This window comes from Oligoflexia bacterium (assembly GCA_035326705.1).
Classification (GTDB): domain Bacteria; phylum Bdellovibrionota_G; class JALEGL01; order JALEGL01; family JALEGL01; genus JALEGL01.
This window is the reverse complement of sequence record DAOLES010000002.1, coordinates 247925-269911: the sequence shown is the minus strand read 5'-3', so window position 1 is coordinate 269911 and position 21987 is coordinate 247925. Positions and strand designations below refer to the sequence as shown.

Annotated in this window: 23 protein-coding genes and 2 tRNA genes; 7 read left to right on the top strand and 18 right to left on the bottom strand. The window is 36.9% G+C overall.

The features are described from left to right. Positions 1-196: 196 nt before the first annotated feature. The 6 genes from PKC21_04375 (at position 197) to PKC21_04350 (ending at position 3356) form a co-directional block, all read left to right on the top strand. Positions 197-273: transfer RNA gene (locus PKC21_04375), tRNA-Arg, on the top strand. A gap of 132 nt (positions 274-405) precedes the next feature. Then, positions 406-490, top strand: a tRNA-Leu gene (locus PKC21_04370). 133 nt (positions 491-623) lie between these two features. Next, positions 624-893, top strand: coding sequence for a hypothetical protein (locus PKC21_04365; GenBank protein HMR24573.1), 270 nt, complete (start codon positions 624-626; stop codon positions 891-893). Between the two features lie 303 nt (positions 894-1196). After that, positions 1197-1742: a hypothetical protein gene (locus PKC21_04360; GenBank protein HMR24572.1), complete on the top strand. Its 546-nt coding sequence runs from the start codon at positions 1197-1199 to the stop codon at positions 1740-1742. A gap of 104 nt (positions 1743-1846) precedes the next feature. Next, the gene (locus PKC21_04355) at positions 1847-2215 is read left to right on the top strand and encodes a hypothetical protein (protein HMR24571.1); all 369 of its coding nucleotides are present in this window, start codon (positions 1847-1849) and stop codon (positions 2213-2215) included. Between the two features lie 34 nt (positions 2216-2249). After that, the gene (locus PKC21_04350; protein HMR24570.1) at positions 2250-3356 is read left to right on the top strand and encodes an endonuclease/exonuclease/phosphatase family protein; all 1107 of its coding nucleotides are present in this window, start codon (positions 2250-2252) and stop codon (positions 3354-3356) included. Positions 3357-3605: 249 nt separating this feature from the next. On the opposite strand, the gene PKC21_04345 is transcribed toward PKC21_04350, so the two are convergent. The 18 genes from PKC21_04345 to PKC21_04260 all read right to left on the bottom strand — a co-directional run bounded on the left by PKC21_04345 (position 3606) and on the right by PKC21_04260 (position 20619). Then, complete coding sequence (locus PKC21_04345) at positions 3606-3998, bottom strand: cytochrome C oxidase subunit IV family protein (GenBank protein HMR24569.1); 393 nt, start codon at positions 3996-3998, stop codon at positions 3606-3608. Between the two features lie 15 nt (positions 3999-4013). Next, the gene (locus tag PKC21_04340; protein ID HMR24568.1) at positions 4014-4652 is read right to left on the bottom strand and encodes a cytochrome c oxidase subunit 3 family protein; all 639 of its coding nucleotides are present in this window, start codon (positions 4650-4652) and stop codon (positions 4014-4016) included. Continuing rightward, positions 4649-6265 (bottom strand): cytochrome c oxidase subunit I, encoded by a 1617-nt coding sequence (gene ctaD / locus PKC21_04335; protein ID HMR24567.1) that lies wholly within the window; start codon positions 6263-6265, stop codon positions 4649-4651. Before ctaD ends, PKC21_04340 begins: the two co-directional genes overlap by 4 nt. Positions 6266-6275: 10 nt before the next feature. Beyond that, positions 6276-7226, bottom strand: coding sequence for a cytochrome c oxidase subunit II (coxB, locus tag PKC21_04330; protein ID HMR24566.1), 951 nt, complete (start codon positions 7224-7226; stop codon positions 6276-6278). Positions 7227-7352: 126 nt separating this feature from the next. Next, positions 7353-8156, bottom strand: coding sequence for an SCO family protein (locus PKC21_04325; protein ID HMR24565.1), 804 nt, complete (start codon positions 8154-8156; stop codon positions 7353-7355). Positions 8157-8173: 17 nt separating this feature from the next. After that, positions 8174-8455, bottom strand: coding sequence for a hypothetical protein (locus PKC21_04320; protein HMR24564.1), 282 nt, complete (start codon positions 8453-8455; stop codon positions 8174-8176). A 10-nt stretch (positions 8456-8465) separates the two neighbouring features. Next, positions 8466-9641 carry a hypothetical protein gene (locus PKC21_04315; GenBank protein HMR24563.1) on the bottom strand — a complete coding sequence of 392 codons (1176 nt, stop codon included), beginning with the start codon at positions 9639-9641 and terminating at the stop codon, positions 8466-8468. A gap of 19 nt (positions 9642-9660) precedes the next feature. Further along, positions 9661-10278, bottom strand: a complete 618-nt coding sequence (locus tag PKC21_04310) for a cytochrome c (GenBank protein ID HMR24562.1) — start codon at positions 10276-10278, stop codon at positions 9661-9663. Continuing rightward, entirely contained in the window at positions 10256-10804 is a 549-nt protein-coding gene (locus PKC21_04305) for a DUF3341 domain-containing protein (GenBank protein ID HMR24561.1), read from the bottom strand. The genes PKC21_04310 and PKC21_04305 overlap by 23 nt, the downstream gene beginning before the upstream one ends. Further along, a complete protein-coding gene (gene nrfD / locus PKC21_04300; protein HMR24560.1) occupies positions 10804-12117 on the bottom strand; it encodes a polysulfide reductase NrfD in 1314 nt (437 codons plus the stop codon). The genes PKC21_04305 and nrfD overlap by 1 nt, the downstream gene beginning before the upstream one ends. Before the next feature lie 80 nt (positions 12118-12197). After that, positions 12198-15170 carry a TAT-variant-translocated molybdopterin oxidoreductase gene (locus PKC21_04295; protein ID HMR24559.1) on the bottom strand — a complete coding sequence of 991 codons (2973 nt, stop codon included), beginning with the start codon at positions 15168-15170 and terminating at the stop codon, positions 12198-12200. Continuing rightward, positions 15158-15805: a cytochrome c3 family protein gene (locus PKC21_04290; protein HMR24558.1), complete on the bottom strand. Its 648-nt coding sequence runs from the start codon at positions 15803-15805 to the stop codon at positions 15158-15160. Before PKC21_04290 ends, PKC21_04295 begins: the two co-directional genes overlap by 13 nt. A gap of 255 nt (positions 15806-16060) precedes the next feature. Beyond that, on the bottom strand, positions 16061-16612 hold the full coding sequence (locus PKC21_04285; GenBank protein HMR24557.1) for a response regulator: 552 nt from the start codon (positions 16610-16612) through the stop codon (positions 16061-16063). A gap of 3 nt (positions 16613-16615) precedes the next feature. Next, the gene (locus tag PKC21_04280) at positions 16616-17875 is read right to left on the bottom strand and encodes an ATP-binding protein (protein ID HMR24556.1); all 1260 of its coding nucleotides are present in this window, start codon (positions 17873-17875) and stop codon (positions 16616-16618) included. Positions 17876-17882: 7 nt separating this feature from the next. After that, positions 17883-18314: a Fur family transcriptional regulator gene (locus PKC21_04275; protein HMR24555.1), complete on the bottom strand. Its 432-nt coding sequence runs from the start codon at positions 18312-18314 to the stop codon at positions 17883-17885. 1 nt (position 18315) lies between these two features. Beyond that, complete coding sequence (gene purE / locus PKC21_04270; GenBank protein HMR24554.1) at positions 18316-18795, bottom strand: 5-(carboxyamino)imidazole ribonucleotide mutase; 480 nt, start codon at positions 18793-18795, stop codon at positions 18316-18318. Between the two features lies 1 nt (position 18796). Next, complete coding sequence (locus PKC21_04265) at positions 18797-19933, bottom strand: 5-(carboxyamino)imidazole ribonucleotide synthase (GenBank protein ID HMR24553.1); 1137 nt, start codon at positions 19931-19933, stop codon at positions 18797-18799. A 170-nt stretch (positions 19934-20103) separates the two neighbouring features. After that, positions 20104-20619 carry a hypothetical protein gene (locus tag PKC21_04260; protein ID HMR24552.1) on the bottom strand — a complete coding sequence of 172 codons (516 nt, stop codon included), beginning with the start codon at positions 20617-20619 and terminating at the stop codon, positions 20104-20106. A 115-nt stretch (positions 20620-20734) separates the two neighbouring features. Here PKC21_04260 and PKC21_04255 point away from each other — a divergent pair, with 115 nt between their 5' ends. Continuing rightward, on the top strand, positions 20735-21931 hold the full coding sequence (locus PKC21_04255; protein HMR24551.1) for an alpha/beta fold hydrolase: 1197 nt from the start codon (positions 20735-20737) through the stop codon (positions 21929-21931). Positions 21932-21987 lie beyond the last annotated feature (56 nt).

Below are 21987 nucleotides of genomic sequence, written 5' to 3'. Positions count from 1 at the left end.
CACTCCTTGACTTAAGGAGACAAGATTTTATATCGATGTCGACCTGGGTGGGATGGCCGCAAACTGCGGCATAAGTTATACTAGATCATCGCAAGGCAAAGCCTTGCTCTTCACAAGTATAGCTTTAAATTGACCAAAAACGACGTTTTTTGGTCAAGAAGGGGGGAAGATCCCCCTTAATAAAAAACAAGCGGACGGGTCATTAGCTCAGCTGGATAGAGCATCAGGCTTCGAACCTGAGGGTCGGGGGTTCGAATCCCTCATGGCCCACCATTTTTTTATTCCTAACGGGATCAAAAAATGGTGTTTAGACTAAATCTCAAAAGTAAGGCCGTACCTTTTAAAATAAACGCGATTAAAAGCTTGAGTTTTTGGGTGAAACATACTAGAAACTGCATTCACCGTGCCGATGTGGTGGAATTGGTAGACACGCTGGTTTTAGGCACCAGTGGGGCAACCCGTGGGAGTTCGAGTCTCTCCATCGGTACCATACAGCTAAATCATTAACTGTATTGCAATTTATATCTAGATAATTCCTAAAATAAAATTCATTGTGAAACGTACCCTTACGTTTGTTGTTGTATATTGATTTGCATACAATCTTTTTATAAACTGCTAATACAATGAAAAGCGTTCAATTGGCCCAAAAAATCAATCAAATTATTAAGTTACTTAGATCTTGCGACGAAAAAAAATGGTCTAAAAAATTAAAAGCTATTTCAGTAACTTTAGAAAATGAAGGCCACGGACTACAAACTTTCTTAAGCTGTTTTGGTTCAATGGGAAGTTTAAACGACTTTAGCCTTTTACAATATGAAAATGCTTCAATTGATGATGAAAAAAAATTTAGAAGGCTCATTCATGAGGCTTACAGCATTACCAAAGAAAAATAATTGAACACATAAACTTTTACCCTGTTTTGTTTACTTACTTGTACTCAAGGCCTCTTCAATTCACAAGCATGGAAGAAAAATTAACAGCTACAATACCCTTAAAAACCATACTAGACACTATTAAGTAAAATCAATCTGTCAAAGACTCTGTCTTTAGCAACAATTCCTTAACAATATTAATTGTTATAGACATCCATGTCTCAATTTTAGCTCAAAACTAGTGTTTCAAGTATGCTAAGTACCTGATATCTATCAAAAATAACTCTTGGCATATATTTTGAAATAATGTTAATAAATGATACAATGCATAAAAATATTAGTTCCAGTTTAATGAAAAAAAATAGTTTATTCCTTACTTTAATTTACCTTATTTTAGGTTTAACAAGCTCTTGCTCAAACAATCAGTTTGGCTCAGTCAGAATGGTTTTAAGTTCTGGTGAAGAGCAAGAAGTGAGAATTGATAAGGTAGATTGTTTTAATGTATTTTATGGTGATGACAACAACGGTGGCACCGTTAATGGCATGACATGCGTACTCCAATTTAAAAACGGAACCGATCTGAATAATACCATTACCTTCAAAGTCTATGATTTAATTCATTTACATGACACTTACCTTAATGAGAACCTAGATCCTTTTGTATATCCTATGGATTCTGTTGATGTCATTATCAACGGCAATACCAATGGCGTTCTCAACTCTAGCATTGTTAATTTTTCTAAAATCACCAACACCCTTGGTGGAGAAGTGTGTATGAAAGATTTTTACCTAAACTTAGGCTTTGGCGGAACAACGGGCTTTATTGAAGGAAACTTTTGTACTCAAGTACAAACCAATATTCAACAGTAGCTATAGCCATTTTAACTTACTGTTAACAAACTTTTTAACACCGCAGTCTAGATCAGTTTTCTTCTTGGACTGTATCTTGCAATCTTTTTTAAAAAGGAGATTGCATGTTCACAAAAAACAACCAAACCATATCTGTTCTTTATCTAGATACCCAGTTAGAGTTTGCTAAGATCTTTAGCCGCTTATTGGAAAAATCCAGTTATACCGTAACCCACTATTCAAATTTGGAACACCTGTCTAAAAATTGTACAGTTTATGATTTAATTTTATGCGACCATAAATTATTCAGACATTATTTATTTTCTACCTTAAGGACACAACAATTCCATCAAAAACCATGCTTGGTTTTTGCCTCTCACTTATCAAATCAAGATAAACTTGCTCTTCACCGTCATGGTATAGAATATTATTTTGAACGTATTGATAATTTTAAAATCATTCTTGATAAAATTAATTCAGCGATACAACAATAGAATGCTTTTTATTCTACTGTGCTATGATAGCCCTATGTTGAAACAAAAAAAAATAAGTCTTAGCACAAGTTTTATTTTATGCTTCTTTTTATTATTTTGTGCATGTAAAAATCAATTGTTAAAAACCCAGCATCATAACTCAAATAAAAAAACCAACTTATTCATCATGACATACAACGTAGAAAATTTATTTGACATTAAAGATGACCCTAAAAAAGACGATGAAACATTCCTACCTTACGCTTTAAAGAAAAATAAAAAGCATCATGCGCATTGTGCAAAAATACGTAACTATAAATGGAAAAAACAATGTTTTGATCTTAACTGGGATAAAATAGCTTATGAAACCAAATTAAAAAATATTGCACACGTCATTGCCTTGCAAAATAAAAATAATGGGCCTGACATTCTGTTTTTACAAGAAATTGAAAATATAAATGTTTTACAAGATCTGAATCAGCTTTTACCTAAAAAAGTGCAGTTTCAATCTATTTCATTGATAGAAGGCCAAGATACTCGTGGGATTGATGTTGCTATTATGAGTAAACTCCCTCTTAAACAAGCCCCCCAACTGTTTCACATTCCCTTTGATAATATTTCTAATGAACGCAAAAAAGATACTAGGGGCATCTTACATGCTCAATACACTTTACCCGATGGCAAAAGCTTAGGCACCTATAGCATTCACTTTCCTGCCCCCTACCATCCCAAACAACTAAGACAACAAGCTTTAACTTTCCTTAATCAATTGCAAAAAAAACATCAGCATTTAGATTATCATATTGCTGCTGGTGATTTTAATGTTAGTCGCGAAGAAAGTGATAAAACTTTAATTTTTCAAAAAATTGCACAAAAACAGTGGTTAACCCCACACCTTAGCGCAAAAGCGTATGTAAACAAAAGCAATGTTGGAAGCAATTATTATGCAAAGAAAAAGTCTTGGTCGTTTTTAGATGTTATCTTATTGAGTCAAAACTTCACGGACAACCAACAGTGGGAATATACAAATGATAGCTTTCATATCTTAAATAACGCTTTTATCATGCAAGATCAAAGCAATAAACCCAAAAGCTATAACTTTGTAAGTAAGCAAGGAGTTTCAGATCATTTTCCCGTAGCTTTAAATATAGAGTTACAATAGTATTTACTGTTCTATCTAAGAAATAAACAGTGTTTTGTTGTTTTTACTATACTTAGTGTTTTAAATTGAAGTGGTAACAAGAAAAAAATAATCCCTACCAGCTCAGATAGTTGTTTTACTTTGTTAAGCAAAACTCGCTACACGAAATCTGTTTTTTTTAAGTCCTTACTATGTAAACTTAAAATACTACAATAAAAAAGGCAGCTGATGTAGCTGCCTTTTTTATTGTTAAATTTTTAGGTTTAAAAATTAATGCTGTTCTTGATGATGGTCATCCGCCTTTTTATACTCCACTTGCTCAACAATAGGCTGATTGAGCCTTTCATCGTAAGAACCTGCTCTTTTTTGTTCATCCAACACAGTAATGGATATAAAAATACCCAAAATCAATAATCCTACCACAAAGGCTAATGAGTATAATTTATCATCAAACCACAAGTGCATAAAAATAAGTGCCACCAAACTACCTTTAATGGTAGCCACCAACATGGCAATTACCAAGTTAAGATTACTGATACCCGTCATTGCATTAAAATCTACATACGACACAGCAACTGTTATAGCGGTTAGCACAAACAGTGCCCCTGCCACTGCAAAATATACTTTTAAAGGTAATACATGATGTTCGTGTTTTGTACTCATAACTCTACGCTCCTCTTATCCAATTAAATACAATAAAGGAAATAGGAAAATCCAAATCAAATCCACCAAGTGCCAATACAAGCCCCCCATTTCAACAGGGACATAATATTCACCTGAAAAATGACCTTTATGGTTTTTAATCATAACCCAAGTTAAAACAGCTATACCAATGACGATGTGCAAGGCATGAATACCTGTTAATAGAAAATAAAGAGAAAAGAACAAATGTGGATTGGTGCCTTCAATACCTGTGTAGGTAAAGAATTTTCCTGGCAATAAACCCGCGTGAATCTTATGGCTGTACTCAAAGTACTTGATCACCAAGAATACTCCAGCCAAAATAATTGTTGTCAACAACAGGTATGTACAATTTTGTCTACGATCCAGTTGAATTTCTCTTATAGCCAAGGCAACTGTTAAAGAGCTGGCAATCAGCACCAAAGTATTGATGCCTCCCAACATTACATTCAAATGTTTATGCGCATTGATGAATGTTTCTGGGTACAAAGATCTAAACACGGCATAGGCTACAAAAACACCACCAAACAATAAAATCTCAGTTAACAAAAAAAGCCACATACCTAATTTTGCTGATTCTTTTTGTTGATCCAGCTCAGCAAAATGATGCGCTAAATATCCTGTTTTTCCGCTCATGCTTCTACCTCTACTTTTTCAAAATCATACGGACCGTGCTTTAACACTGGCTGCTCTCTAAAATTTTCATGGTATGGAGGAGAACTTGATTCCCACTCTAAAGTCAATGCACCCCATGGATTGTCTGGCGCTTTCGCTGCTGATTTTTTCAAGCTCATCAATAAATTAATGGCTACAATAAAAAATCCAATACCCAACAAGGTTGAACCAATGGTTGAAAGCTGGTTATAAATTTCATAACTTGCATCATAATTATAATAACGTCTTGGCATACCTTTGAAGCCAGCAATAAACTGCGGCATAAAAGTAAGATTAAATGAGAACCAAACCAACACTGCACCAATGCGTCCCCAGCACTCATTGTACATTTTACCTGTCATTTTTGGCCACCAGTAATGCAAGCCACCAAGAAATGCTACCACTGCTCCACCAAACATAACATAGTGAAAATGCGCTACAACAAAATAAGTGTCATGCAAATGCACATCCACAGCAATGGCTCCTAAAAATACCCCGGTCAATCCGCCAATGGTAAATAAAAACAAAAATGATAGGGCATAAATCATGGGTGTTTTTAAATCAATGGAACCTTTGTACATGGTTGCAATCCAGCTGAACACCTTAATAGCTGTTGGTACAGCAACTGCAAACGTTAACAAGCTAAATAAAATGGCAGCATACGATGACTGACCACTGACAAACATATGGTGTCCCCAAACTAAAAAGCTAACTCCAGCAATGGCCACACTTGAGTAGGCAATAGGTTTGTAACCAAAGATTTTTTTATGGGAAAATACTGCGATCAACTCACTGACAATACCCATGGCCGGTAAGATCATAATGTACACTACGGGATGCGAGTAAAACCAAAAGAAATGTTGGAATAAAACGGGATCTCCTCCCATTTGTGGATCAAATATCCCAATTCCAAAAGCTCTTTCAAAAACCAATAACAGCATGGTAATCCCTATAACCGGTGTTGCTAAAATCTGTATCACAGAAGTTGCATACATTGCCCAAAGAAATAAAGGCATATCAAACCAAGTCATGCCTGGAGCTCTAAGTTTATGGATGGTCACCACAAAATTTAAGCCTGTTAGAATGGATGAAAAACCCATAATAAACACTGCCAAACCCATGATAATCACGGGACCAGCAATTTGAGAGCTGTAAGGTGTGTAAAAAGTCCATCCCGTGTCCAAACCACCAAAAATAAGCGTTGATAATGCAAGTAAAGCTCCAGCAAGATAAACATAAAAGCTAAGTAAATTTAACCGCGGAAAAGCCACATCTTTTGCGCCTACCATCATCGGTAAAACAAAGTTCCCTAAAGCTGACGGTGTAGAAGGCACAATAAATAGAAAAACCATAATCATACCATGCATGGTAAAAAACTTGTTGTAAGTATCCGCATCCATCAATTGTTTGCCCGGAGCAAACAGTTCTAAACGCACACCTAAAGCCAACAATCCACCCAGCAAGAAAAAGCTTAAAATGGCTCCTAAAAACATTAGACCAATGCGCTTATGGTCCAGCGTGAATAGCCATGACTTTAAACCTTTGTGATGACTTAGATAATTTTGATTTTCTTCTGTTATTTTTGTTGTTCTCATTACTTTATCCTCACTCTTGATTGAGTTCCTTAATGTAGGCAATCACACCCTCAATTTGAGTTTCATTTAAAATACCTTGATAGGTGGGCATCACAGGCTGATAGCCTTGGGCAACTTTTGCCATTGGATTTAAAATTGATTCACGAATGTAGTTTTCATCAATAAGCACTTCAGAACCATCTGCTAATTTGCGTTTGGTGCCATAAATACCTACCCAAGTAGGACCAATTTTATTTGAGCCATCCAAACTATGGCAGGTAAAACAAGCATTTTTTTGATAAATTTGTTTACCTAATTCAACCGGAGACATGCCTGCACCCGCTGCATTTGCTTGCTCTTCTTTCCAAGCAACATATTCAGCCTGATCTACCACCTTAACATTGGCCACCATCGATGAATGTTCAGTTCCACAATATTCTGTACAATACATGGGATATTCACCAACTTTTGTTGGCGTAAACCAAAGCGCTGTATACCTATTGGGCAAAGCATCTTGCTTAACACGGAAAGCAGGCACAAAGAAAGAGTGTAAAACATCTTTTGAAGATAATAATATCTTAACTGGCTTGTTAACCGGAACCACCATTTCTCCAGTACTTACAAAACCATCGTCATATGCAAAAGTCCAAAACCATTTTTGACCGGTTACTTTAATCTCCATTGCCCGCTGGGGAATGATTTGTTGCTTTAAATAGGCTTTAACACCCCACACAAAAATAACAACTAAGAGAATTGAAGGTATAACTGTCCAAACCAATTCTAGCGTTTTGTTATCACTTAATGCTAGCGTGTACTTATCTTCTTTTTTTCTCTTAAACTTAACAACAAACGCTAAACCAACAAATACAATAAGAAAAAAGAAAAACGCAGATAGTAAAAAGATAAAAAATATCAGCTGATCTACATCTGTTGCAAAGCTAGAAGCCGCATCAGGCATAATATATTTTAATAGACCATTCATGATTGTACTCCTACAAAACTATTTAAAACTTGTCTTTTATGCTGTTTCATTTTTGCTATCCCTATACATCAATTTTAATTTAATATTAACCAAATTCGCTTTATTGGACGTATTGCCACATTAAATTTAAATCTTTTCCCTTCTCTTTAAGCCTAATAACAACAATGCAATGGCAATCACTGAAATTAGTGCTGAAATTCGCATCACTCTCCATGCCATCAAAACATAGCCCTTAGAATCAGGGTCATAGCGATAGCAATAAAGTAAAAACTTATCAAATGCTGAACCTACTTTACCTTCACTGGCTTCAGTCAAAGCCAACTGCAAATTGGCTGGCTTATGTTGTACACCATAAAAATAACGTGAAACCTTACCTGACGGACTGATAATAAAAAACACAGCGGGATGGGCAAACTCATCAATGGATTTATCATATTCAAAATTAAAGCCTACGGAATCCGCTAGAGCCTTAATATTGGTCTCACTCCCTACTAAAAATGGCCATGCTTGGGCATTTTTAATTTCAGCTTCTTGCAAATAAAGTGTCTGCTTGGTTTTTGCAAGATCAGGTGTCTCATCTGCATCAATACTAACACTGACTAGATCAAAATCTTTTCCAGGTTTAAATTTTAACTTTCCAAGTACTTCGGTAATACCATTGAGAACAAGCGTACACAGCATTGGGCATTCATAATAAACCAAAGAAAGAATGGTTGGCTTATCTTTTGAAAAAACATCTTTAAGCAGAACTTTTTGACCATCCTGATCAACAAAAGCTAAGTTGAGATCAATGCTTTGCCCCAACTTTTCTTGAATTTGAACGTTTTCTAATTCAGTAACTGAATCTTTGATCTCTTGCGCAAATAGTAAAGAACATGATGCAAAATAATTACTCAGAGAAAATATTAAAATTAAAAAAAATCGTAGCATTGAACACCTACGTTACATTATTCCGCGGTGTAAATTTCTATGGCACGATCAATAGGGATAATAAACGTACCATCATCATTTTTAATGTAAGATCTTAACTGACGATTGGCATCTATTCTCATATTATCAATTTCACTGCGGTCTGCTTGGTTAACCATCAAAGATGCCTTGAACTGGGCTCTTTGCAAGTAATAATGAACACCAATAATACTCAAAACCAAAAAAACCACCGGCAAAAAGCTGTACAATGCTATTTTACCAACGGATACATCTTTTTTTTCATAACTCAACTGACTCATTATTCTCTCCTTAGCTCATACTGTGTATGGATTCTTGCAATAAAGGATCATTGATGGGATAAATGGATGCTTTTGATAAATTAGAAAGTACCCTTCCCACAAAAAGCAAGCCAAATCCTAGCATTAGAGTTACATCGTACCAATGAAAGTGATAACCATGATGGTATATATTAGGGTAGATCAACCAAATCAAATCAACCAAATGCATAAAAAGCATCCAAAAAGAAAAAGCCATTAATACTTTTCTGTTACGTTTCATCGGACGCGGCAATAAAAATATAAACGGAACAATAAAATGCCCCAGCACTAAAAATAAGGACATCCATTTCCAACTGCCAACCCAACGGTGAGCATACCAAACGGTTTCTTCAGGAATGTTACCATACCAAATCAAAACATATTGTGAAAAAGCGATGTAGGCCCAAAAACAAGTAAACGCAAACAACAGTTTACCAAGATCTTGGTAATGTTCTTCTGTAATCATGTTTTTCATATAACCTTGACCGTGCAAATACAATGTAATGATTGATAAAAAAGCCATTACAGCTACCAGGCAACCTGCAAAAACATACACACCAAAAATTGTAGAATACCAATGTGGATCCAAAGACATAATCCAATCAAAAGCTGCAAATGTTGCAGTCAGCGCAAACAATAAGGTTCCTCCAGCACTCAAGCCTTTCATTTTTTCCATAAGCTTATTTTGACCCGTTTCATCATGTTTGATTGAAAGTTTAGCAACAACCGTGGCTAAGCCAGTCCACACCAAAAAGTAGATCACCGCTCTTACATTAAAAAATGGTAAATTAAGGTATGCTTGCTTTTTGTGAATCAAATGGTCATGCGCAGCTTTGTGAGCATCTGCCCAGGGAAACAAATCTTTTGCTCCATACAAGAAAACTGGCACTATGATTAAACCAAGCCAAGGAATAACTTTCATGGTCTGTTCTGCAAAACGTCTCACCACAACACTCCATTTGGCACTCACCAAATGATGTAAAAAAACAAAGAACAAAGACCCCAGCGCAATGCTCAACCAAAAAAAGCTACTGGTTAAAAATGAAAACATAAACTCTTTAAGATGGGCACGGTTAAGCAAACCTACCCCTGATAACACCAAAAAAGCACAGCCAAAAATTTCAAACAATCTGGCTTTTCGAGTATTTTTATATTTTTGAATTTCCACTTTATTATCCTTCCTAGAGTTATCTATTCTCGCTTAAATACTTTTCTGGAACATTCTTACTGGATGACTTTTGGCTTAATTGTAATGCACGAACATAATGTACAATTGCCCATCTTTCTTGCGCAGTAGTGCGAGAAGCGTAAGGTCCCATATTCCTAATGCCATTGCTAATCACATCAAAATAATGTGCATCGTTTCTTTCTCTGACTGTAGGGTCATGTAAACTGCTTGGGGCTACATAACCAAATTTTGCGCCTCTTTTAGCAATAATTCCTTTGCCATCTCCCACCATACCATGGCAGGGAGAGCAATAAATGTTAAAACGCTCTTGTCCTAACAACAAAGTATCTTTATCCGCTTTCAGTGGATTGTTCCCATTAATTGAAGACCAATCTTTTTGCATAAACTCACGTGTTCCTGTGACTGGTTTACGCATTGCCGAACCATCAACAAAAAAATCATTTTTTTCATACGCTTGATATTTAGGTTGATCATCCATATCTAAAAAAACATGCAGAGGTGGTTTTTCTGAAGGTTGACCTCTTAAACAAGCGCTCAGGAAACTTGCAGTAAGCAATAATAGAACTAAGACTACGCTTTTTCGTACAAGAAAATTATTCACTTTCTTCTCCTTCATAAACATGCTCTACAAAATCTGCACCTAGATTTTTCAGAGTATCCGCTGTTTCATTTTCATCAAACATTGGATCCAGTGCATCAATACTGATTGCAAATTTATCATCGCCTGTTTGGGCAATAACATCTGAGTGAAACAGTGGGTGATACAACATGGGAAGCTGATTTAAAGCAAACATACCCAATACTGTAAAAATCGCGGCTCCTAAAATTGTTATCTCAAAGGTAATGGGCACAAAAGCTTGAAAACTTAATAAAGGCTTACCTGAAACTACAATTTTATAATCCACAGCACTGGTATAGGCTTGCAGGGCAAAAATAGATATCCCTCCACCTAAAGCACCAAAGGCTGCAATCCATCCTAAAATAGAAGGTTTTAAACCCATAGCATCATCTAAACCGTGCACAGCATAAGGCGTATGTGCATCAAACTTAGTATAACCCTTGGTTTTGACCGCCTTAACAGCTTTAAGCAACTCACCGGGTTTTTGAAACCGAGCAACAATACCTACAAGATTTTTAGCCATTACGCTTCCTCCTGATGCTTTTCATGGTGTTCATCATGATGATGATGCGGCTGACTATCTGGTAAAGTTCCTTTCACCTCAGCCATAGCCACCACCGGCAAAAAGCGAATAAACAATAAAATTGCAGTAAAAAACAACCCAAAGGTTCCAGCAAAAGTAGAAATATCCCAAATGGTAGGCTTAAAGAAACCCCAACTGGACGGTAAAAAGTCTTGAGACAAAGAAGAGATAACAATCACAAAACGTTCAAACCACATGCCCACATTAACCAAAATCGATGCTACGAACATGATTGGAATACTCTGACGCACTTTTTTAAACCAAAAAATTTGCGGCACAAACACATTACAACTAAACATAATCCAATACGCCCAAGCATAATGACCAAAAGCACGTTGTTGAAAAATGAACGATTCATATTCATTGGCACTGTACCAAGCAACAAAAAACTCTATGGTATAGGCATAACCAACCATTAAACCCGTAGCTAAAAGAATTTTACAAATTTTATCCAAGTGACCCATGGTGATAAAAGATTTAAGGCCCAACAATTTACGCGCCAAAATCATCAATGTCAGCACCATTCCAAAACCTGAAAAAATTGCCCCTGCCACAAAGTAGGGCGGAAAAATAGTTGTATGCCAACCTGGCACCTGACTGACGGCAAAGTCAAAACTCACCACTGAGTGCACCGATAAAACCAAAGGTGTCGCAATACCAGCTAAAATCAAATAGGCTTTTTCATAGTTTTGCCAATGTCTATGACTGAATCTCCAACCCAAAGCCAAGACACCAAAAATTCTTTTCTTAATCATGTTAGTGCTACGATCACGAATGGTTGCAAAATCTGGGATAAAACCAACAAACCAAAACATCAGAGACACTGAAAAATAAACACTGACCGCAAAAACATCCCACATCAATGGACTTCTAAAATTTGGCCACATGCTCATTTGGTTTGGAATTGGCATGGTCCAGTGCAAAAACCAAACCCTACCTACGTGAATGGTTGGAAAAACCAAGGCACAAATAACTGCAAAAATAGTCATCGCTTCTGCTGAGCGGTTAATGGATGTACGCCAATTTTGTCTGGTCAAAAACAAAATAGCTGAAATCAAAGTTCCGGCGTGACCAATACCAACCCAAAATACAAAGTTAATAATCGCCCAACCCCAAGCATTGGGTGTCTGCAAACCCCAAATTCCTGTACCTTTAAAAATAAGATAGCCAATAGACCCAAACAACACCAACAAAAACGATACTGTAAAAGCCAGTGCAAATGGCCAGTATTTTGGCACACCCACACCGTCCATCAAGGATGTGATTTTTTCAGTAATATACTTAAGCGTTAGTTTTTGCTCAGCATCTGTATTTTTTGCCAACTCTTGCATACTTAAATCCCTTCAAGCTCTGGGTTAGGGTTTCTTAGTTTAGCTAAATAACTTGTTCTAGGTTTTGAATTCAATTCAGCCAACAATGCATAGTTTCTTGGAGAATTTTTTTCTTTAACCACCTGACTATTTTTATCAAGAATATTACCAAACGAAATAGCCTCTGTTGGGCAGACCTCTTGACATGCGGTTTTGACTTCACCGTCATTTAACTCTCTGCCATCAACCTTAGCTTCAAATTTTTTCTCATTGATACGCTGCACACAGAAAGTACATTTTTCCATCACCCCTCTGGTACGTACAGTCACATTAGGGTTAAACGCCATTTTTTGTAATTCAGGTGTATCTTTGGTGTAATTTAAAAAGTTAAATTTACGCACTTTGTATGGACAGTTATTTGAGCAGTAACGTGTACCAATACAACGGTTGTATACCATGGCGTTGAGGCCTTCATCATCATGGACAGTAGCATTAACCGGACATACCTGTTCACACGGTGCATTTTCACAGTGTTGACACATCACAGGCTGATGCACAACTTGCGGGTCTTCTGGACTACCTTCAAAATAACGATCTATACGCATCCAATTCATATCTCTACCGGCAAGAACTTGATCTTTACCTACAACTGGAATGTTATTTTCACTCTGACAAGCCAAAGCACAAGAAGTACAACCAATACAAGCATTTAGATCAACACTCATCCCCCATTGATAACCACTGTTGTAATCTTTTTCTTTCCACAAAGACTCAAGCGGTGGGTGCTCTACCATTTCCTGGGCAAACTTAGGATGTTCTAGAAACTTTTGAATATTAGCAGACCTAACAATTGGCCGACCTTCCATACTGCCATGGTTTTGTGTTGTCGCTATTTTTTCATTACCGGGTACAACTTTCACATCAACACTTGACACAAACTGTCCCAAAGGCAGAGCAGATAAAACATTTACCCCTACATTTTTTCCAACACAGCCAGACACTTGCCGGCCATAGCCCATGGTTAAAATAATACTATCCTGCGCTGTTCCAGGAACAATCATTGCTGGCAAACGCAATGTTACACCATTAAGTGCAAGCTCAAGCAATTGACCATCTTTAACGGATAATTTTTTTGCCAATTGCGTAGAAATTAATGCTGGATTATCCCACGTTACTTTAGTGATAGGGTCTGGTGTCTCTTGCAACCAAGCATTGTTGGCATAACGGCCATCATAAGTTGATGATGATGGAACTACATAAACAGACAAAGCATTTTTTTCTGCTCTTGTGGCATTGTTGACTTGAACTGAACCAATTGCGCTCACGCCATTAGCATTACTCAACAAACCTGTATTAAGAAGTTCATTCCATTTTTTTTCAAAGCCATCAGAGTAAATTGCTTTAGCATCTCTGTTTTTACCAATAAATTTATCCGCCCATGTTTGCTTAACTAGGTTTAAAGCATATGCGTCTTTTTCTCCGCTTAAAATAGCCAAAAACTCTAATGAAGATTTTGAATTAAACAAAGGCTCAATTAATGGTTGAACAACACCTTGCTCTCCAGACAAAGACTGTGCATCAGACCATGCTTCTAAATCATGTGAAAGAGGCAACTGCCACTGCGCCCAAGCTTGGGTTTCATTAATATCATAGCTTAAAGCAATTTTGTGTTTGGCATTATTAAAAAAGTTCTGAACTTCTTTTTGTCCCGCAAAAGCATAAACCGGATTAGCATCAATACTAACCACTGTGTAATCGTTTTTACCTTTAGTTTGCACCAACCATTGACCTAACACGTCTTCAACGTTGTTTTCTTGATCAGCTTGAGCAACATAACGCACAGTTTTTCCTGCATTGTTCAATGCCTCATTAATTTTATAAACCAAGGCATGCATATTTGCACTATGCTGAGGACCAACAATTAATACGCTTTGACCTTTGTTGGCATTAAGATCTTTCAAAATGGCTTCTAAATATTTTTTAGCTTTTTCACTCAGAACAATTGGAGCACCTTTTGCGCTGGCAAGATTGAGCTTGTTTGCTAAAGTCCAAATACAATCTTCAACTTCTGCAAAAGAAAGCGCCAAACGATGATCTGCATTGCTACCCGTCAAAGTCATGGCTGTTTCAACAACATACAAGCGGTTCATATCATTGTTGGTCTCTTCAACCTTACGTCCTTTTGCATAAGCACGACTCATGCTTAAACTCTCATCATGAAATTGCATAAAGTCTGAGTTAAAACTCACAATCACCTTAGCTTTTGATAAATCATAACTTGCTTTATGACCGTTTAATGCTTCTAGCTGATGAGCATCATGCATGGCCTCATGGTTTAACCAATTGATTTTTGGCAACATTGCTTTTAATTTTGCTTTTTGTCGCCACACACTTGGGGAGCTTGATGTACCTGTAACAACATACAAATTCTCACCTTGGCTTGCTTCATGATCTTTTAATAAATCGCTCCAGACTTTTGAAAAATCATTCCATGACTTTTGCTCACCCATATACTGCGGAGTTTTTAAACGATCTTGATCAAACATAGATAAGATAGCAGCTTGAGCAAATGCATTGGTTGCTTTGCCTGTTTGTTTTGATAGCGGATTACCTTCAATTTTTGTTGGTCTACCATCAGATGATTTTGCTAAAATTGGCCAAGACTTATTGCCTTGTCTAAACCAAGTGGCATAATACTTTGCCTTTCCAGGGACAACCCCTTCTGGGTCATTGACATAGGGAACAATTTTTTCTTTTGGCATTCTACAACTACTTAAACCAGCAAAAGCCAAAGAAGCTCCAATCAACTTAATAAAGTTTCTTCTCGATACAGCATCCTCTAGATATGCCGCTCCTTCAGGAAACTCATTATGAAGAAATTTCTCAAACTCAGGGCTCTGAGCATACTCATCTAAACTTTTCCATTGTTTAGGCTCATCAATAAAATCAACGTTAATGTTTTGGGCATTGTCTGCCATATGTTTTAGTAGTGACATGCTGTACAATTCTCCGGACCTTTAATGTTGTTTTCTTTTACAAATTTCTCAGCCCATTGCTGATGATCTTTTCCAGGCTTCCAGCTGGTATTGTATATTTCAGATTTTGGCCGCACATGTTTTTGTGGATTTCTATGACAATCCAAACACCATCCCATGCTTAAAGGTTGTGCTTTATAGACAACCTCCATATTTTGAACATCGCCATGACACGATGCACACCCGATTTGCGCTTTGATATGCACTGCATGATTGAATTTTGAATAATCTGGCAAATCATGCACTCTTACCCATTCAACAGGTAGGTTATTGTCATAGCTGTATTTTAATGGAGCAATTTTTTCACTGTCAGATTTAATCAAGGTATGACAGTTCATGCAGGTCGCTGTTGAGGGTATAGATGCGGTAAAGTCTTTATCAACCGTAGCATGACAGTACCTACAATCTATTCCTAATTCACCCGCATGCAAGGCATGACTATACTGAATAGGTTGTTTAGGAACATAGCCTACCTCATAATAATAAGGCGACATATAATACCAAACAAAAAATGTAACAAAACCGCCGCCTATTGCAATCACAAGGGGGATAAACATCAATAACTTATTAATATTTTTCGAAAAAATTGGTTTCACGCAGCCCCTGTTACAACAAAACTAAAAAGAGGTAAAGCATTTAACACCGTGGCATAATGTTCTTAAAATTATCTTTTTTATTCAATAACTTACGTTGAATAAAAACATTAAATGACGCATTTAGTTTAGCCAAAAAACAATGTAAAACCGTTTATGAGAGAAAAAACAGTCTATATGTATTAATGGACCCAATAAACCTAATAAAAACAAGAACAAGGCCACCAACAAAGCTTCACTGCCCCTATTTAAAATCTATTAGATATCTCTTTTGGTTGGTGCGTATTTTTTTAGCTTTCTTTGCAAGGTACGACGGTGCATACCCATTTTTTTTGCTGCCTGAGTGATATTGCCGTCACAATCTTCCAAGACTCTTTGAATATGTTCCCATTCTATTTGTTCAAGCGATGGGGTCTCAATATCTTGCGGTCTGGGTGTAATTTTCTGAAAATCTTCATTAAAGGCTCTTAAGATATCATCTAAATCTACTGGTTTTTGCAAATAATTAACTGCTCCAAGGTGTATGGCTTGCGTTGCTGTGGCAATACTGCCATACCCAGTTAAAATAAGAATTTTACAAGCATGCTTCATGCCTTGTATTTGCTTCAAAAAATCTAACCCTGTACCTCCGGGCATTCTCAAGTCCACCACGGCATAACGAATTGGATGGCGACTTATTATCTTTACCCCCTCATCAACATTGCGGCCTTCATAAACCTCAAAACCTCGGTCTTCTAAGCCCACGCGCATACGCATTCTAAAGCTATCATTATCATCTAGCACTAAAAAGCTGATCTTTTTCTTGTCCATCGCTCACCCCTGTATCATGTTTTGCGGAAGTTTCAATGTCACTTTTGTACCTTCTCCAATAATAGAATCATAAACAATTTCTCCACCAATACTATCAACATAGGCACTTGCAATATAAACTCCCAAACCCATCCCTTGGCCCGGTTCTTTTAATGAAAAAAATGGTTCCCCTATTCTCTGCAAAACTTCTCCACTCATCCCTTCCCCAAAATCTTGAATTTCTAATAAAAGATGGTTTCTTTGTTTATAGGCTCTAAACAAAACTTTTTTAGACCCTTGGGCTTGGACAGCATTTTTTAAGAGTGACGTTAAAACCATGGTGCAAGTTTTAACTGAAATTCTTATTTTTGTATCTTTTGGCAAATCACAATCTACTTCAATTTTATCTATATATTCTGATGCAGACTCAATCATCATTTGTTCCAAACTATAATCTTGTATACTTTCTCCATGCAATTCACCTGACTTGGTTGACATGTGTCGCAAAATGGTTTGACATTTCTTCACCTCATCACGAATTAAACGTGCGTCCATTTTCTCTACTTTAAAACCATCATATTTGGCCAAACGCTTCTCTAATTCTTTAGCTGATATTGCTATTGTGGATAAAGGTGTCGCCAACTCATGGGCAGCACCCCCGGCCAAAGTCGCTAAAGAATTTAATTTTTCACTCTGCCACTGCTTCTCCCGCAAAGTCTGCATCACTTTTTCTCCGTAAAGCAAGGACTGCGTTAATTTAAAAACAGAAGAAAAAATAAATCCAACCGCCACTAAAAAGGCAGCCACTTCTCCAATTGGTTTGGCTCGCATATACGCAATAAAATCATCGGGTACTGGTGACCAATATAAAAAAGCATAACACCCGACACTTGTAGCAACCAAGAACCATTTCCACCAAGATCTAAGCATTAAAGCGGAAAGTGCTACATATATTAAATACATGTATTTAAATGGGTTATATAAGCCTCCAGAAAACCATAACAGTGCGGTTAAGGACAGAACATCATACAATAACAATGCTTTAAGAATAGAGTTCCTATTTATAAACTTCCTATGCATTAAGAGCATTGCCAAAACATTACTCATGGTGGTTAAGGCAAGAACACCCAAAAAAAACTCTACCGGCAACAATATACGCCAAACAAATAAAACAACCCAAGTCACTGTTGCTTGACCTAAAATGGCAAACCAGCGAATCCTAATCAACCAACGCAGCTTTAATAAAAAGGGCTCCGTTACAGGTATAGGCCGTCTAGGGATCATGGATGACTCACGATTGACATGCAGGGCATATACCGTAAAGCTCCATCTTGTGAAAGGTCAATTTAAACCCATGCTCTACAGCGACTTTGTCTTGCAAACGTTCTATTTTATCTTCTTCAAATTCAATGATTTTTTCACACTCAATACAAATCAAGTGGTCATGGTGCTTTTTTTGTGCCTTCTCATAAACAATAATACCGGTATCAAAATCTCTTTTGATGGCTAAACCACATTCTTTAAGCAAGTTAAGTGTCCGGTATACCGTTGCAATCCCAATTTTTGGATCTTCTTTTTGAATCCTAGCAAATAAATCTTCTACTTCAATATGATCTTGTGACTTAAAAAAAGCTTTTGCAATCACTTCTCTTTGCTTTGAGTATCTTAAACCCTTTTTTTTGATGTATTCATTAAGCAGATCTAAGTTACTTTTATCAGGCATATTAATAATCTCCCATTTTTTGAGCTTTCGCTAAAACTGTTTTTTTCATATCTTCAGTATATTTTTCCAAGGCCTTTTCAATTTTATCATCACTTAAGGCAATAATTTTTGCTGCAAGAATAGCAGCATTCTTTGCATTATCCACCGCTACCGTTGCCACAGGAACCCCACCGGGCATTTGAACAATAGACAGCAGTGCGTCTAGTCCCATCATATCTGTTGCTTTAATTGGTACCCCTATGACGGGCAATGAAGTGATTGAAGCAACCATTCCAGGCAAATGTGCAGCTCCCCCTGCTCCAGCAATAATAACTTTTAAACCTCGTTTTTTTGCATCTTTTGCGTAATCAAACATTCTTTGCGGTGTCCGATGTGCCGATACAATATTCACTTCGTAAGCAAGGCCTAACTCATCTAAAGCATCTTTGGCGCCAGACATCACTCTTAAATCAGAGTCACTGCCCATAATTATTCCAACCATATTATATCTTCTCCTTACCTCTCACATTGATCACTTGTTTTAATTGATCAATCCTTTGCATAAGCTCCTCATAACTGTCGGCCAAAACAGTGACATGTCCCATTTTTCTCCCAGGTTTTGCTTGTCGCTTACCATAGATATGAAGAAATACATTTTGCATGGACATCGCTTGTGAAAAACCCATTATTTCCACTTCACCTTTATAGGAAGGATCGGCTAACAAATTTAAAGCACCACAGTAGGCTTTATTTGCAACAGGCTGGATAAGTGGAACCCCACACACAGCCCGCAAATGCAGCTCAAACTGAGAGACATTGAATCCTTCAATTGTATGGTGTCCAGAATTGTGCGGCCTTGGAGCTATTTCATTAATAAATATTTGATCGTTTTCATCCAACAACAACTCTATTGCAAATAAACCTACGCCTTCAAGCTTCTCAACAACTTTAAGCGCAAGTGCAATTGCTTGAGAAGCAATCTCATCATTGATCTGGGCTGGACTGCAAGAACGATCAAGAATGTTTTTTTCTTGATCAACCAGGATTTCTACCACCGGATAGTAAACCATTTGACCATCTTTTCCTCTTGCCACCACCACTGAAAGTTCTTTTTGAATGTTTATTTTTTCTTCAAGCAGGTAGGGCACTTTATCTTTAAGATTTAAAAAATCTTCTTTAGATTTGAGCTGAGCTACGCCATATCCATCATAGCCACCTTTGCGTGCTTTCCATATGCATGGATATTGAATATCTTTTACTTGCAACAACTTTGCTGTAGGCAAATCATGGGAAAGATAAAATTGTTTTTGAACCAACTTATCTTGTATGAGACTAAGTGTTTCTGGCCTGGGGAAAAACTTTTCTTTAACTTTGGAGCCTTCATTCAACAATTGACTGACATCAACATGCTCCAGATCATAAGTGACAAAATCAAAATCATTTGCAAACTCTAAAATTGCCTTACCATCAGAAAAACTAGCCTCTGTGTATTTATGCGCCACAGAAGCTGCCGGGCAATCTCTACTGGGGTCTAAAATTCCAGCATACAGCCCCAAGCGCTGAGCAACTTGCAGCATCATTTTTGCTAACTGCCCGCCACCAACAATACCAAGCTTGAGGTTTTTTTGCAGATCATTCATAGTATCATTGCTTCATAACGTTGACTGGGTGTGATTGCAACGTAATTTTAAACTTTATAGCATCCAAGTTACCCTCTATTAACTATAGATTGTGACTTTATCAATACGTCCATAAACAAAAAGGTGCTATAAACAGCACCTTTTTACTTTATGTAGCCATTATAAAAATATTATTCATTCATATACGTTTTCATCTTGGTACGAAGCGCCTCTCGCATTTCTTTAAGTTGTTCACGTTCTTTGTCATCTAGCTTATTATCATTTTTCATGAATTCATGACGCTTATCCTTAATTTTCATGTTTTCATCTTCAATCTCTTGCACTTGTGTCGCTGTTATTTTACCTGAGTTAAGAGCTTGCTGCATTCTCTTTTTCTTGGCCTTGCTTAAGGTGTATTCATTATCATGTTTTTCTTGATAAATTTTCTTGGAACGCTCTTGACGCATTTCTTTTATTTTAACTTTTTCGGTTTCATCAATTTGACCATCAGCTTTTGCAGCTTTTACTTCTTCTCTAATGACTTTTCCATCTTGCCGCAACTCTTGCGCTTCTTCTTGCGTAAGCTGTCCACTTTTTACACCTTCTTTAATTCTTTCAGATTGTTTTTTACCTCTTTTTTTAGCAAAAACCATGGATGGAGCTGCTAAAGCTAAGCATAAACACAAGACCATTAACTTTTTATTCATAAAATTGTCCTTTCTTTTGAAGTAAAGAGAATAAGGTTGTATTAAGAGGGTATCCTAGCAAAATGACTTGAAAATGAATAGCTTTACAAAGGAATTTCATTTCTTGGAGACCCTTATGTTGACGCAAACAAATGACGTAACCTTTACCAACATACAAGAACAAACCCTCAGTGCAAAAATCGATTTACCGCTTATCACTCCTCCGCGCAGTTATGCACTTTTTATCCATTGCTTCACTTGCTCTAAAGATATTGCGATAGCCGCTAGAATATCTAAAGAGCTTGCTGACAAAGGCATAGCCACTTTACGTTTTGATTTTACAGGCTTGGGTGAAAGCCAAGGTGATTTTTCAAAAACTAATTTCAGTTCTAATCTACAAGATTTACAGTCCGCTGTAGATTTTATGCAGGCACACTACCAGAGTCCTTCTTTAATTATTGGTCATAGTTTAGGCGGAACAGCTGTATTGGCTCTAGCCCATAAACTTCCGCACCTTAAAGCCATGGTCTGTATTGGAGCACCAAGTCACCCCTCTCATCTAAAAAAACATCTTGAACAGCAAGATGGGCATTATACGTTTAATCTGGGACAAAAACCTTTTGTACTTTGTAATCAATTCATGCATGACATTCAAAACATTGATTTGGAACACCTTGCTCCTCAGCATAAAGTACATAGCTTAATTTTACATTCACCCATTGATAACATTGTTAGTATTAAACATGCACAAACACTTTATGAAAAACTCAAGCATCCCAAGAGTTTTATAAGCTTAGACCAAGCAGATCATTTACTCAGCAAAAAAGAAGATGCCCTCTACGTTGGACAACTTATTGCCAGTTGGTTTGATCGCCATTTACCTATAGACAATACAAAGCTTGATATTGAACATGGAACAGTTATTGTCGAGGAACTCAAACAAACGCTGACCCAAAAAATAAGTACTTCCTCTCATACAATTATTGCTGATGAACCTCAAAACCTTGGAGGAAAAGATCTTGGCCTTAATCCTTATGACTTGCTTTTAGCATCTTTAGGTGCTTGCACTTCCATGACGTTAAGAATGTATGCTCGTCATAAACAAATTAACCTAAACTCTATTAAAGTTGAGCTAAAACATGAAAAAATCCATGCCAAAGATTGTCAAGATTGCAAAACCAAAACAGGAAAAATTGATTTTATTCAAAGAAAAATTTATCTTGAAGGCAACCTAAGTCCAGAACAAAAACAACGTTTTTTAGAAATAGCCAATCGCTGTCCAGTCCATAAAACTTTGCACAGTGAAAACAAAATTACCACCGAGCTAGCTTAAACGTATCATTTATTATGTTAATTTCAGTAAAGATCTAATTTTTTAATTCCTGTGAT

Bases quoted from the DNA above. Each gene is read 5' to 3' on its own strand.
- PKC21_04360 (HMR24572.1), top strand. From the start codon at position 1,197: ATGCATAAAAATATTAGTTCCAGTTTAATGAAAAAAAATAGTTTATTC.
- PKC21_04305 (HMR24561.1), bottom strand. From the start codon at position 10,804: ATGGCTAAAAATCTTGTAGGTATTGTTGCTCGGTTTCAAAAACCCGGT.
- PKC21_04310 (HMR24562.1), bottom strand. From the start codon at position 10,278: ATGAAGGAGAAGAAAGTGAATAATTTTCTTGTACGAAAAAGCGTAGTC.
- PKC21_04320 (HMR24564.1), bottom strand. From the start codon at position 8,455: ATGAGTCAGTTGAGTTATGAAAAAAAAGATGTATCCGTTGGTAAAATA.
- PKC21_04365 (HMR24573.1), top strand. From the start codon at position 624: ATGAAAAGCGTTCAATTGGCCCAAAAAATCAATCAAATTATTAAGTTA.
- PKC21_04255 (HMR24551.1), top strand. From the start codon at position 20,735: ATGTTGACGCAAACAAATGACGTAACCTTTACCAACATACAAGAACAA.
- PKC21_04285 (HMR24557.1), bottom strand. From the start codon at position 16,612: ATGGACAAGAAAAAGATCAGCTTTTTAGTGCTAGATGATAATGATAGC.
- PKC21_04355 (HMR24571.1), top strand. From the start codon at position 1,847: ATGTTCACAAAAAACAACCAAACCATATCTGTTCTTTATCTAGATACC.
- ctaD (HMR24567.1), bottom strand. From the start codon at position 6,265: ATGAGAACAACAAAAATAACAGAAGAAAATCAAAATTATCTAAGTCAT.
- coxB (HMR24566.1), bottom strand. From the start codon at position 7,226: ATGAATGGTCTATTAAAATATATTATGCCTGATGCGGCTTCTAGCTTT.
- PKC21_04280 (HMR24556.1), bottom strand. From the start codon at position 17,875: ATGATCCCTAGACGGCCTATACCTGTAACGGAGCCCTTTTTATTAAAG.
- PKC21_04345 (HMR24569.1), bottom strand. From the start codon at position 3,998: ATGAGTACAAAACACGAACATCATGTATTACCTTTAAAAGTATATTTT.
- PKC21_04350 (HMR24570.1), top strand. From the start codon at position 2,250: ATGTTGAAACAAAAAAAAATAAGTCTTAGCACAAGTTTTATTTTATGC.
- PKC21_04340 (HMR24568.1), bottom strand. From the start codon at position 4,652: ATGAGCGGAAAAACAGGATATTTAGCGCATCATTTTGCTGAGCTGGAT.
- PKC21_04265 (HMR24553.1), bottom strand. From the start codon at position 19,933: ATGAATGATCTGCAAAAAAACCTCAAGCTTGGTATTGTTGGTGGCGGG.
- nrfD (HMR24560.1), bottom strand. From the start codon at position 12,117: ATGGACGGTGTGGGTGTGCCAAAATACTGGCCATTTGCACTGGCTTTT.
- PKC21_04260 (HMR24552.1), bottom strand. From the start codon at position 20,619: ATGAATAAAAAGTTAATGGTCTTGTGTTTATGCTTAGCTTTAGCAGCT.
- PKC21_04275 (HMR24555.1), bottom strand. From the start codon at position 18,314: ATGCCTGATAAAAGTAACTTAGATCTGCTTAATGAATACATCAAAAAA.
- PKC21_04325 (HMR24565.1), bottom strand. From the start codon at position 8,156: ATGCTACGATTTTTTTTAATTTTAATATTTTCTCTGAGTAATTATTTT.
- PKC21_04295 (HMR24559.1), bottom strand. From the start codon at position 15,170: ATGTCACTACTAAAACATATGGCAGACAATGCCCAAAACATTAACGTT.
- purE (HMR24554.1), bottom strand. From the start codon at position 18,795: ATGGTTGGAATAATTATGGGCAGTGACTCTGATTTAAGAGTGATGTCT.